We start from the raw sequence: 12,258 nt of genomic DNA, 5'->3' as shown, positions 1-12,258 counted from the left end.
GAAAGAGGAAACATGAGAGAAGTAGTTATTGTAAGTGCTGCCCGGACAGCCATCGGCAGCTTTGGGGGCAGTCTTGCTGCCATTTCAGCGGTGGATTTAGGGGCCACGGCTGCAAAAGGTGCGATGGAACGGGCTGGAATTAAGCCGGAGCAAATTGATGAAGTCATCGTAGGAAATGTACTCAGCGCAGGCTCAGGACAGAACGTGGCACGCCAGATATCCTTAAAAGCAGGGGTGCCGGTGGAGGTACCCGCTATGGGGATCAGCAAAGTTTGCGGTTCGGGCTTAAGAGCAGTTACTCTTGCGGCACAGATTATTAAGGCGGGAGATGCCGACTTGATCCTGGCTGGCGGAGCAGAGAGCATGTCATGTGCGCCCTATGTCTTAAACAATCACCGGTTCGGACACAAAATGGGAAATGAAACTCTGGTAGATACCATGATTCAGGATGGCCTGTGGGATGTATATAACGATTATCACATGGGTGTCACTGCAGAAAACATTGCGAAGCGTTACAAAATCACCAGACAGGAGCAGGACTCGTTTTCAGCAGAAAGCCAGCAAAGAGCACAAAAGGCCATAGAAGCAGGCCGTTTTAAAGAAGAAATCGTACCGGTTTTAATCCCTGTAAGAAAAGGCGAGCCCAAGGTTTTTAATACGGACGAATTTCCTCGGTTCGGAACCACAGAGGAGACCCTTGGAACGCTTCGTCCCTCTTTTATCAAGGACGGAACCGTCACAGCAGGCAATGCTTCCGGATTAAATGATGGAGCTGCCATGGTGATTCTCTGCTCCAAAGAAAAGGCGGAAGAATTAGGGCTTCCGATTATGGCAAGAATTACAGGCTATGGTTCTGCAGGTGTAGAACCGGAGGTCATGGGTCTTGGCGTGATCCCAGCTTCAAAACTTGCCATGAAGCATGCCAAAATTACCGCGGGAGAACTGGATCTGGCAGAAGCCAACGAAGCATTTGCGGCTCAGGCTATTGCCGTGTGCCGTGACTTAGGCCTTGACCCGGCAAAGACCAACGTAAATGGCGGGGCGATCGCCTTAGGCCATCCCATCGGCGCTTCCGGCGCAAGAATCCTGACCACCCTCCTCTATGAGATGGAGAAGCGGGATGCGAAAAAAGGCCTTGCCACCTTATGCATTGGCGGCGGCATGGGAACAGCAATCGTAGTGGAACGATAGGAGGAATGCGCATGAAAAAAGTTTCGCCCCAGGAAGCGGTTGCTTCCATCAATGACGGAGCCGTAATCATGATCGGAGGTTTCATGTCAAACGGAACTCCGGAAATCCTGATTGATGCGCTGATAGAAAAAGATCTCAAAAATTTAACGATTATTGCAAATGACGGAGGAACTCTTGATACAGGAATTGGCCGTCTTATTAAAACAGGAGCGGTCAGCCGACTGATCGCTTCCCACATTGGCTTAAACCCACTCACAGGACAGCTCATGAACGAGGGAAAGATGGAGGTGCAGCTTGTACCTCAGGGAACCCTTGCAGAGCAGATCCGCGCGGGAGGAGCTGGCCTTGGTGGTGTTCTGACGCCCACCGGGCTGGGCACAGAGATTGAAGAGGGAAAACAGGTAATTGAAGTGGATGGAAAACATTTTGTTCTTGAAAAGCCACTAAAAGCCGATTTTGCTCTGATTCGCGCCTCCGTTGCCGATGAAAAGGGCAATTTGTTCTACCGGGCAACCACCAGGAATTTCAATCCCATGATGGCGACTGCGGCAGAAACCGTAATTGCAGCGGCGGAAGAGATCGTGGAAGTAGGAAAGATTCAGGCAGAAAGCGTAGCTACGCCCGGGATATTTGTAGACTTTCTTGTAGGAGGTGAACCTTATGTCGATTAAAGAAACGATTGCCAGACGTGTGGCAAAAGAATTAAACGACGGAGATGTGGTAAATCTGGGAATTGGACTTCCTACCATGGTTGCCGATTACATACCAGATGGAATGACCATTCACCTCCAGTCTGAAAATGGAATCCTGGGCATGGGACCCGTGCCTGGAGCCGACGGATACGATTCTAATATTGTCAATGCAGGGGGGAAACCTGTGACTGTAGAACATGGAGCCAGCTATTTTGACAGCGCATTTTCCTTTGCCATCATTCGCGGGGGGCACGTGAATGTAACCGTTCTGGGAGCCTTACAGGTGGATCAGCAGGGAAGCCTTGCCAGCCACATCATACCGGGGAAGATGGTTCCGGGCATGGGTGGAGCCATGGATCTGGTCACAGGCTCCAAAAAGGTGATCATTGCCATGACCCATACGGCAAAGGATGGATCTCCAAAGATATTAAACAATATCACATTACCGCCAACGGCAGTTTGTAAGGTCCACAAAATCGTGACGGAACTTGCTGTCATCGAGGTGACAGAGGACGGTCTTGTCCTTAAGGAAGTTTCCGTGGACACCACACCGGAAGAGGTTGCAGCAAAGACAGAAGCACCTCTGATTATGGCGGAGTGCATCGGGCGCTTTTAATAGTTGCCGTACTTGAAGTATTTAAGAAAATGAATTATAAATATAGTTTAAGCAATAAAAAATAAAAGACAGGAGATAGAAACATGGGGAAAAAAGTCGGCGTAAGCCAGGAAGAAAAGAACTTATCCTATTATAAGTTTTTTGAGCGCCCTATGGCAGAAATACCGGAGGAAAAGCTTGCCATCTTAATAAATGGCCAGGGGGACAACAAAGCGGGAGTGCCATTTGAAAAAAGAAACCTCTATCTTGCAGGAAATGATGAAGAATACTGTCAGAACGGTTACGGTATTCATGAGGATGGAACTGGCTACGTATGTAATACCACCTACATGCCCGGTGTCACTGGGGACATGCTGGACTGGTGGTTTCCCTGGCATAGTGTAGGTTCCGATCTCCGCTACAAAATATGGGACCCGGAGGACCATTGTTTTGCCAGGGCTGACCGGCCGGATTACGTCTGTGACCCTGAAGTACCAATGAGGGAGAAGACATGGGGAGTGAACCACTATATAATGGAAGATATTGGCCCCGGCTTTGAATTCCTTAAGCTGTGTTTCAAAAGTCCGGCTGATTTTGGTTATGATCCCTCCATCGTGGGAAGTGAAGCATGTGAGTCTATGGTCTGTGCCATTGGAGAGAGCTCCTGCGCCTGTGGCATGACCCATAAATGGTATCCTTATAAGGAGGGGGTTATGTTCTGCTCCCGCTTCTGGATCGGCTTTAAGCTGGAGAATGGAATGATACGAAAATCCCTGCCCGAAGGCTTTAAAATTCCGGAAATCGCTGCCAAGAGCCTCTTTGCCCATAACATCAAGGAGTTTTCCAACTTAGCAGCCATTTTGCCGGAAGTGTACGCACAGAACAAAGATAACTTTTAAAATTCCAATATTCGAAAGGAAAATTCATAGGAAAAAAGAAGTTCTGCATTGGACGGATCAAAACTAATCAAATCTGCAATTTTACCGATGCGGTAAAAAAAGGTACTTTTATGAATGTGCAGGTAATTGGAAGTATTTAAGGCATTGCGGTTATTTAAAAAATATGCCTTTAGAGTCTTTATGTATTCTGTGTTATTTTCCTGGTCATAGTTTTGCAGAAATAAAAGATCCGGATGAATGAGGGTCTCTGTATTAATTTGATTTTGAGAGGCTGCCAGAAGATGGTTTAAATAATTGTCTTCATAAGTGAGAATGTGCTCCTTCCTGATACAGTTCTGATTCCTCAGCAGAAACATTACCTGGTTATAATAGCGTGGGGTATCCAGTAGTTGTTCAAATCGAAAACTAATCGCGGCATGGATCTGGTTTAGCTGAAGAAAATGAGACAGCTTCTGTTTGTCAATGGACTGGTAAAGATCTTTGCAGTTGCTGGTGTGCAAAAGTATTAATGTCCCTTTATAAAAGAAGGCCATGCTGTGCTTAAATATCCCTGATAGCTGGTCAATATAGTAATTAGGGTTTAACTGGGTATTGGAAAAACCATGAAAGGTGAATCCCAGTACCCAGAAATACTGGTATAAGGTCTTTCCCAGCTGTGACAGGTGCCGGGCTGCAATGATTTTGCTGTCCAGATTCTGCTCGATTAAGTCGGTTAAGAAACACTCATATTTCAGCCCTGTTTTTTCTGCGTAACACTCATCCTTTTGCATTTCCAGGGAGATCAGCTTAGATAAGTTCATGGCAAAGGAACTGTCAGCAGATTGAAAAGGGCGGTTAAGAGAGCTGATACATAAGTATCCCACTGCGGCACGTCTGATATGAATGCTGCAGAACAGATAAGAGATTTCGTGTGCATCATCCGGTTCCACTATGATCGGGGAGGACGAGGTAAACAGATGCTGCAGAACCTGTTTTTCTTTCATGCTCTGTATAAAATTACTTTTTAAATAGAATTTTTCATCATAGACATCAAATTTATCATCAAAATAATTCTTAGGGCTGGAGGCAAGCACAGAGAAGCTTGTGGTACATAATGTTATGGGGTTATTGAGAAATGTCATTGCCGTGTCAAGCATACTCTGATAACCATAACCTGCCTGCAACACCTGTAATACTTCATCTCTCTTTAAGTCCGCCTTGCGGCAATCGTATAATTCCTGCTGTATGCAGTTTAAGACCGCAAAGGAGTCCAGGTTCTCTTTAATGGAAAGTATGTTTGTGTTTTCTTCATTGGAACAACAGTTGAGCAAAAGAATACAGCCGTCTGGATTGAGAGGCTGATGATCCGGATAAGTTCCTATGTACAGGGTGTCGGGATCAGGCTGCAGCTGACCGTCATGAGAAGGCAGCAAATAATAAACGCTCTCAATCCGCCGGCTGGAAAAAATGGGCCCGTGAACATGAACCTGAAATGTATCTTGTATCTTTTGAATGATATTATTTAAACAAGCCATTGAAACTCCTTTTCTTTGAGACAAATGTAGGAAATCATCCCGGTAATATGAGAAAAATTTTCGATAAATGATGGAAGCTTCTTTATCTAAAGCATGTTATTATTTTAACGAACCAGTAGACAGTATTTTTATAGATATTTACATAACAGAACTTTATTATGATAACTTTCAATAATTGTACTAAATTTTAGATAAATAGAAAAGGAGAATATTCATGTCAGTAAAAATTTTAGGAGTCAGTACAGGTCGTAAAAACAGCAACTGTGATGTTTTGTTAAAGGAGGCACTTCTTGCATGTCAGGAAGAGGGAGCCGATGTTACAATGGTCAATTTGAGAGATTATGACATTATAGATTGTACCGGATGCACCTCATGTACCATAGGCATGTCACAGGGAAAGAATGCTGGATGTGTTTTGGATAATAAGGATGATAAGAAGAAAATCATGGAAGTGCTGTTAGAAGCGGACGGAGTTATTTTTGCAGCACCTACATATGATCTGCAGGCCTGTTCCGTATTTGCAAAGTTTGCCCAGAGAAGTTTAAGCTATGAGAACTCATTTCTGGAGTCCATCGGGGCAATCGAACATAAGGACAGAGTCAGTGCTTTGATTGCCGTAGGTGGGTCCACCCGTTCCTGGCAGTCCATGGCTCTGGAATCCATGCAGGCAGCTATGTTCACTTCGGACTTTAAGGTTGTGGATATGTATCTTGCTACAAGAGTTCCGGCTCCTGCACAATGTCTCCTTCATGACGATATGATTGAACGAGTGGGCCAAATGGGAAAGAACGTCATGACAGCAATCAATACTCCTGTGGAAGAGCGCAAATGGCTGGGAGACGAAGATATGGGCTGGTGTCCAAACTGCCATTCCAATGCGCTGATTCTGGGAGAAGTTCAGTGGGATGGGCTTCATTTTCCAATTGAATGCCAGGTATGCGGTGCTGGCGGAACCCTTGAAAAAACAGAAGAGGGAAAGTGGAAGTTTGTGATTCAGGAAAATGGGCTGATAAGAGACCGCAACACCCTGGCGGGAAGAGGCAAGCACCTGGAAGAAATCATTCATACACAGGGAGGGTTCTTCTCCGATCCGGAAAAACGCAGAATTGCCAGCGAAAAACTTGAAAAATACAAAAACCTGAATTTTAAAACAATATAAAATCAAAAAATGGAGGTATTTCGATGAAGCAGTTACAGACAGATGTTATTGTGGTGGCAGCAGGACTTTCTGGAATGGCAGCGGGCATTGCTGCGGCAGAAAATGGGGCAGAGGTAATCATTTTTGAAAAATCCAATACAACCGGCGGCGCTGCCAATATGGGAATGGGACCCCTTGGGGTGGGGTCTCCCATACAGAAACAGCAGATGATTTCTCTCACACCTGGCGAAGCATTTCGCAAACACATGTATTATACCCATTACCGGGTGGATGCACGTCTGGTCCGGGATTACTATTATAAGTCCGGGGAGACCATTGAATGGTTAATGGACATGGGAGTAGAATTCTTAGGAGTGCAGAGGGCATTTAATGCACCGGAAGCCACAAGAGCATATTCGGATGGGGAATTCACCTGGCATGTGGTAAAACCGGAAGGCGGTGGAGCTCCCGGCCCACGCTGTGCAACGGCTATGACAAAGAAGATGACGGAACGGGCAAAAGAGCTGGGAGTGGTATTTTACATGGAAACTCCTGTTGCCAAAGTTATTGTGGAAGATGGACGTGCTGTGGGAGTTATTGCCAGAGACAGAGATGGTGGAGAAATAGAAGCAAGAGCCAAGGCGGTGATTCTTGCAACCGGAGGTTTCGGAGACAATCCGGAAATGATCAGAGAACAGACCGGATATGAATTTGGTAAGACAATCTTTAATTTTGCCATACCTGGAATGAAAGGGGAAGGAATCAAAATGGCATGGGAAGCCGGTGCCGGACGTACTCCATGCACCATGGAACTGATGTACCAGCTTCCGGATAACATGAATCATTTTATTCTGGACGGAGCATTCCGCCAGCCATGTCTCTGGGTCAATCGGAATGGATACCGTTTTATGCCGGAAGACCAGATTGCCAATACTACATTTACCGGCAATGCGATTTCCTCTCAGCCAGGCTTTGTAGCCTATTCAATCTTTGACAGTAAGTTATTAAAGAAATATAAGAAAAAAGGTCCGGATATTATTTCTCATGTGCATCCTCATGATCTGTTCGACCACTTCGACGATCAGTGGGAAAAGGATTTAGCCGATGGATATGAACCAATCTGTCAGGCAGACACCATAGAAGAATTGGCAGAAAAAGCCGGAATTGATCCGGAAGGGCTGAAAAAACAGGTGGAAGAGTACAATGAAATGTGTGAGTCCGGATTTGATGAGATTTTTGAAAAAAACCGGGCATTTATGCAGCCCATCGAGAAAGGTCCGTTTTATTGCTGCCGTCAGAATGTAGGGGCTTACGGCACTTTGGGTGGAGTGAAGATTAATCATAAGACACAGGTATTAAATGAAGAAGCTAAGGTAATTCCTGGATTGTATTGTGTTGGGACAGATGCCTGCAATATTTTTGGAGACAGCTATCCGTTTATCCTTTCCGGAAATTCAATGGGATTTTGCTTAAACAGTGGAAGAATAGCAGGAGAAAATGCAGCAGAAGAAGCGGTTGAGTATTAAGGTCTTAGAATACGGGGGCTGATCCGCTAAGTGGAGGAAATATGTGGCTAACAATTGATAATAAGCAGATAGAGGCAAAAGAAGGAATGTCCGTTTTAAATGCTGCTTTGGGGGCGGGAATATACATTCCACATCTTTGCGGGCATCCAGATCTGGAGGCGATAGGTGGATGCCGCCTGTGTTCGGTAGAGATTGAGGGGATGGATCAGGCAGTTCCGTCCTGCATGATAAAGGTGCAGGACGGGATGAAGGTTTCTGTTCATGGCCCAAAAGCGGAAAGTACCAGAAAGACGGCAATGGAGCTGATTCTTGCAACCCATCCGGCGGACTGCACCGGCTGTCCCAAGTATGGTAAATGTGAATTGCAATCCATGTATCAGTATCTGGGAGTGGGTCCCGAGCGGTGGAAAAAGAAGTCCAGAACAGTCCCTACCGATGACAGCAATCCTTTAATCCGGCATTTGTTTACCAGATGCGTCCGTTGCGGACGCTGTGTGCGCGCCTGCAGAGACCTTCGCGGGGTGAAAGTGCTGGATTTTCAAAAAACAGAAGATGGAGTGCGCATAGGAACCGACGGAAACATATCTTTGAAAGAAGCAGGCTGTAAATTCTGCGGAGCATGCATTGAAGTCTGTCCTACCGGCTCCATTATGGATGCCCTGGGACAGATAAAGGAAGACGTCTCATACCGGGAAAGTGTGGTTCCATGCAGGACTGCATGTCCTGCACATACAGATATCCCCAGGTACTTAAGGTACATAAAAGAGGGAGAATATGAAAAAGCAACCGCTGTCATCCGCGAAAAGCTGCCCTTTCCAGAAACACTGGGATGCATCTGCAATCACATATGCGAAACAGCCTGTAAGCGCAATGAGCTTGGAGAACCCCTGTCTGTCTGTAAGTTAAAAAGGGCCGCAGCTGCCGCCCATTCCGATGAATGGAAGAAAAAAAGAAAAACCGCGGCTCCCACAGGAAAAAAGGCGGCTGTTATCGGAGCCGGTCCAGCCGGCTTGACAGCAGCCTATTATCTGGCAAAGAAGGGCCATGAAGTAACCGTCTTTGAGTCCAACGAAAAAGCGGGCGGACAGTGCCGTTATGGAATTCCTTCCTACCGATTGCCGGATAAGGTACTGGACCGGGAGATCAGCGATATTCTGGAAGTTGGAGTTCAGCTGAAGGTGAATACTGCGGCTGAAGCACCGGAAGTACTTTTAAAACAGGGATATGATACGGTTTTAATTGCCACCGGCACCCATAAAGGCATCCGGCTGCCGTTGGAAGGAAATATGCTTCCCGGAGTCATGCTGAATACGGATTTTCTAAAAGATGCACGCAGAAACCAGATTGATGATCCAGGTAAAAGAGTGATGGTTCTGGGCGGCGGAAATGTTGCTTATGATTGCGCCAGAACAGCCCTTCGCCTGGGGGCAGAAGAGGTCCACATTGCCTGTCTGGAAGACGGTGATCAGATAACTGCATCAGCAGAAGAGATTCGGGAAGGAATAGACGAGGGAATCATTCTTCATTCTGGCCATTCCTTCCTTCGCATTACAGGAAACACAAAGGTAGAAGGTGTTGAACTTCAAAAAGTGGAGAAGTTTTATTTTGATGAAAACAGGAAAGCAGTCATAGAGCTTGTAGAGGGATCACGGGAGAGCATACCGGTGGATCGTGTAATTTTCGCTGTGGGACAGGCACCGGCTGGTACGGAGGAGTTGGGAATTGAACTAAATCCCGGTTCCTATGTAAAGGTAAACAGCTCTTGTTTTACCAGTATGCCAGGGGTTTATGGGGCTGGCGATGTGGTAACCGGAACAAAATCAGTGATAGAAGCCATTGCTGCCGGGAGACAGTCAGCCATGGAGATGGACCGTTACCTTGGCGGAGACGGAGACATTTCCGAAGAACTGCTGGAAAAGGAAACGGCGGATCCGTTCCTTGGAAGGACGGAAGACTTTGGAAAACTGGAGCGGCTGTCACCCGCACTTTTGGAACCCCAGGAACGGAAAAAAAGCTTTGCTGCAGTGGAACAGACATTTACCTGTGAGGAAGCAAAATGTGAGGCAGGGCGCTGCCTGCAATGTGATCTGAGGTTGAATGTAACCAATCCCAGGCTTTGGAACGAATACTAGGAGGAATAAGGATAATGGATATGATTATTTGCAATGCAATGCCAGTTTATCATGAGGCACCCGTTTCTCCTATGCTTTTAAAAGATAACACGGAAAAGGTTCTGGAAGCGCTGCTGAAAGAATCTGCCGGTGTTCGTTACCTGATTGTGCCGGAAGGCGGCTGGGTAGGGGAGAAGCCGGAGGGTCTGACAATCATCGAGACCCGTCATAAATCCGGTTTTACTTATGGAAATGATTCTGCTCTTAAAAAGGTAACCGAGGGAGAAAAGCCCATTCCATTATGCCCTGATGATGGGTTTCACTCTGACAAATGCAGAGTAGTGACGGTGGAAGAATTGCTGAATGCCGGAAAGAAGAAAGTGTATGTCGCAGGTAAGGCTGAGAAAAAGGGGGTTCTTGACCTGGACAGGAAGATAACTCCGGCAGACATACTGGCTGCTGCTGGTGTGCAGGGGAGATTTAAAGCTATGTACTTTGGTCATCCGATGGGCGTTTTCATCAACGAGACTATGATGGATCAGCCAGTTGAACTGACCACGGATTATATTGAAATCTTAAATGAGTCTGATTGCATGCTGGACTATCTTCTTAAAATCGCAGACAGATACGGCAAAGAAGCTTGTGGAAGATGTGTTTTTGGCCATGAAGGTGTTTTTCAGATCCGTATGCTTTTAACAGATATGACTTTAAAAAAAGGGAAACTGTCCGATCTGGATTTAATGCTGGAATTATGCCATGAAATGAAGCATCAATCTCTTTGCGAAGCAGGTTTTTCCATTGCCAATACGATAGAGAGCGCTTTGGATTGCTTCAAAAATGAAATAGAGGAGCATATCACCAGGAAAAGCTGTAAAGCAGGAGTATGTCAGAAATTTTTGACTTTTCACATTCTGCCGGATATATGTACAGGCTGCACGGAATGCCTTGATGTATGTGAGGATGAAGCGATTCTCGGAAAAAAGAAATTTATCCATGTTATCGACCAGAATGAATGCTCCGGGTGCGGCGACTGTATAGAGGCCTGCGGGGAGAATGCAATTATTAGGGCAGGAGCGGATAAGCCCAAATGTCCGAAAAAACCGGTACCATGTAAGGGTATATAAGTGTGATAAAAACCAAGTCAGTTTAATAAAAGCAGGCAGACAAAATTCTGCCTGCTTTTGTAATTTATAAATAAATTTAGATGTCTTGAATCATCTTTCTATAGGAACTTGGCGACATCCCCTGATATTTTTTAAATATTCTGGAAAAGTAATTGATATCATCAAATCCACATTGATTGGCCACATCCCGTATGGATTGTTTGGTGGAGTTTAGCAATAATAAAGCCTGTTTGATTCGGGTCTGTGTGACATATTCTGTGACTGTCTTACCAATCTCTTTTTTAAACAGAGTGGAAAGATAACTACTGTTCAGGCTGAGATATTCAGCCATTTTCTTCAGAGTGAGATTTTCATTATAATGGAGATCGATGTATGTAACGCAGTCCTGAATGTTGTCAGAGTATTTTTTGACAGAGTGGTTGTGGATCAGCAGGCAGTATTTACGTATCATATCAGTTGAAAGTTTCGTTAATTGAAGATCATTGGTACATTGCTCGATTTCTATGGCGAACTGGTGTGATATTTTATCTATGTAGAATGGATGAACTTCGCATTCTCTGGCCGCAGTTCTTAATAGCGTATTAAATACAATCATAAAATTTTTAGAATTACGCAGCTGGTTTGAAGTTCGTTGTCCGTAATTAAACTGAAGCATTTTCTTGTGTAAACGGATTGACTCCTTGATATTTTGCTGCTTTACAGCAGCGATCATCTGTTGTTCCACCTGATAACGCTGTTCAACCAGATTCAGTGACAAATCACCCTCAGAAAAAGAATGTTCAAAATCATTAGTTGGGATCAGAGTATCTAAAATATCGGAATCACTCTCATATATAATACGCATTTCAGATCCAAGAACAGGTGAAAAAAGTGCAATAATAAAAGCCTGGAATTTTTCCCGTGAGATCGTTAATGGAAGATTGTTGTAAAAGAATATTAATTCCTGTTCCATGTGCGGAGACGGATAGATACCTGCTATTTGCCTAATTTCCAGGTCAGCTGGCCTGTTAAACAAAAATGGACCTATTGATAAATAAGAATTGGTATTGTCTATAACAGGAAGCTTCAAATATACATTACACATATGGTAAGAGCTTTCTATAACATAGATATTAGGGAATAAACATTCCTGTATCAGCCAGTCTTTGATGTCTTCATAAGGATTTTGCTGTGGATATAAGTGAGAGCGTAAGGAGTAATCGATCTGGCTGATATTATCAAATGGAGAAGTCAGTAAAATCGTCTGTATGTTCTGACTGTCGAATATATTTCTGGCTAATTCAATGTAGTGATCGTACATAGATGGCCCACCTCCTGAACTGATTCATTGATTAAAATAGCATAAATTTCATACAACATCAATACAAAACAAAAAATAATGCTAATATTAATAGAAATTATTCTTTTATCCCTTCTGATTAATTGTTACTATTTGATAGAACTATCGTAATGAATATAAAATTTGGGG

At 44.7% G+C, this 12,258-nt stretch carries 10 protein-coding genes; 8 read left to right on the top strand and 2 right to left on the bottom strand.

Features of this window, described 5'->3' with window-relative positions; all coding sequences use genetic code 11:
* The first annotated feature begins 12 nt into the window (after positions 1–12).
* The 4 genes from ABS301_RS06770 to ABS301_RS06755 all read left to right on the top strand — a co-directional run bounded on the left by ABS301_RS06770 (position 13) and on the right by ABS301_RS06755 (position 3,377).
* The gene (locus tag ABS301_RS06770) at positions 13–1,191 is read left to right on the top strand and encodes an acetyl-CoA C-acetyltransferase (protein WP_349671658.1); all 1,179 of its coding nucleotides are present in this window, start codon (positions 13–15) and stop codon (positions 1,189–1,191) included.
* A gap of 11 nt (positions 1,192–1,202) precedes the next feature.
* Positions 1,203–1,862, top strand: a complete 660-nt coding sequence (locus tag ABS301_RS06765) for a CoA transferase subunit A (RefSeq protein WP_277406738.1) — start codon at positions 1,203–1,205, stop codon at positions 1,860–1,862.
* The gene (locus ABS301_RS06760; protein ID WP_349671493.1) at positions 1,852–2,499 is read left to right on the top strand and encodes a 3-oxoacid CoA-transferase subunit B; all 648 of its coding nucleotides are present in this window, start codon (positions 1,852–1,854) and stop codon (positions 2,497–2,499) included. Before ABS301_RS06765 ends, ABS301_RS06760 begins: the two co-directional genes overlap by 11 nt.
* 83 nt (positions 2,500–2,582) lie before the next feature.
* The gene (locus tag ABS301_RS06755) at positions 2,583–3,377 is read left to right on the top strand and encodes a DAPG hydrolase family protein (protein WP_349671492.1); all 795 of its coding nucleotides are present in this window, start codon (positions 2,583–2,585) and stop codon (positions 3,375–3,377) included.
* Here ABS301_RS06755 and ABS301_RS06750 read toward each other — a convergent pair.
* On the bottom strand, positions 3,374–4,891 hold the full coding sequence (locus ABS301_RS06750) for a PucR family transcriptional regulator (protein WP_349671491.1): 1,518 nt from the start codon (positions 4,889–4,891) through the stop codon (positions 3,374–3,376). The genes ABS301_RS06755 and ABS301_RS06750 overlap by 4 nt on opposite strands.
* Positions 4,892–5,105: 214 nt before the next feature.
* Between ABS301_RS06750 and ABS301_RS06745 the strand changes: the two genes are divergently transcribed.
* From ABS301_RS06745 to ABS301_RS06730, 4 genes are read left to right on the top strand one after another with little or no spacing between them, the layout of a single operon-like run.
* Entirely contained in the window at positions 5,106–6,050 is a 945-nt protein-coding gene (locus tag ABS301_RS06745) for a flavodoxin family protein (RefSeq protein WP_349671490.1), read from the top strand.
* Positions 6,051–6,073: 23 nt separating this feature from the next.
* Positions 6,074–7,555 carry an FAD-dependent oxidoreductase gene (locus ABS301_RS06740; protein WP_349671489.1) on the top strand — a complete coding sequence of 494 codons (1,482 nt, stop codon included), beginning with the start codon at positions 6,074–6,076 and terminating at the stop codon, positions 7,553–7,555.
* Positions 7,556–7,596: 41 nt separating this feature from the next.
* Positions 7,597–9,687 carry an FAD-dependent oxidoreductase gene (locus ABS301_RS06735; RefSeq protein ID WP_349671488.1) on the top strand — a complete coding sequence of 697 codons (2,091 nt, stop codon included), beginning with the start codon at positions 7,597–7,599 and terminating at the stop codon, positions 9,685–9,687.
* 14 nt (positions 9,688–9,701) lie between these two features.
* On the top strand, positions 9,702–10,790 hold the full coding sequence (locus ABS301_RS06730; protein WP_349671487.1) for an NADH-ubiquinone oxidoreductase-F iron-sulfur binding region domain-containing protein: 1,089 nt from the start codon (positions 9,702–9,704) through the stop codon (positions 10,788–10,790).
* Positions 10,791–10,866: 76 nt separating this feature from the next.
* On the opposite strand, the gene ABS301_RS06725 is transcribed toward ABS301_RS06730, so the two are convergent.
* Positions 10,867–12,090 carry an AraC family transcriptional regulator gene (locus ABS301_RS06725; protein ID WP_349671486.1) on the bottom strand — a complete coding sequence of 408 codons (1,224 nt, stop codon included), beginning with the start codon at positions 12,088–12,090 and terminating at the stop codon, positions 10,867–10,869.
* Positions 12,091–12,258 lie beyond the last annotated feature (168 nt).

Origin of the sequence: Lacrimispora sp. (assembly GCF_031982545.1) — a bacterium.
Taxonomy (GTDB): Bacteria; Bacillota; Clostridia; order Lachnospirales; family Lachnospiraceae; genus Lacrimispora.
Note: the sequence above shows the minus strand (reverse complement) of the source record. Positions and strands in the feature narration are given on the sequence as shown.

Coding starts and splice junctions, on each gene's coding strand:
- ABS301_RS06770 (WP_349671658.1), top strand. CDS start 13: ATGAGAGAAGTAGTTATTGTAAGTGCTGCCCGGACAGCCATCGGCAGC.
- ABS301_RS06765 (WP_277406738.1), top strand. CDS start 1,203: ATGAAAAAAGTTTCGCCCCAGGAAGCGGTTGCTTCCATCAATGACGGA.
- ABS301_RS06760 (WP_349671493.1), top strand. CDS start 1,852: ATGTCGATTAAAGAAACGATTGCCAGACGTGTGGCAAAAGAATTAAAC.
- ABS301_RS06755 (WP_349671492.1), top strand. CDS start 2,583: ATGGGGAAAAAAGTCGGCGTAAGCCAGGAAGAAAAGAACTTATCCTAT.
- ABS301_RS06750 (WP_349671491.1), bottom strand. CDS start 4,891: ATGGCTTGTTTAAATAATATCATTCAAAAGATACAAGATACATTTCAG.
- ABS301_RS06745 (WP_349671490.1), top strand. CDS start 5,106: ATGTCAGTAAAAATTTTAGGAGTCAGTACAGGTCGTAAAAACAGCAAC.
- ABS301_RS06740 (WP_349671489.1), top strand. CDS start 6,074: ATGAAGCAGTTACAGACAGATGTTATTGTGGTGGCAGCAGGACTTTCT.
- ABS301_RS06735 (WP_349671488.1), top strand. CDS start 7,597: ATGTGGCTAACAATTGATAATAAGCAGATAGAGGCAAAAGAAGGAATG.
- ABS301_RS06730 (WP_349671487.1), top strand. CDS start 9,702: ATGGATATGATTATTTGCAATGCAATGCCAGTTTATCATGAGGCACCC.
- ABS301_RS06725 (WP_349671486.1), bottom strand. CDS start 12,090: ATGTACGATCACTACATTGAATTAGCCAGAAATATATTCGACAGTCAG.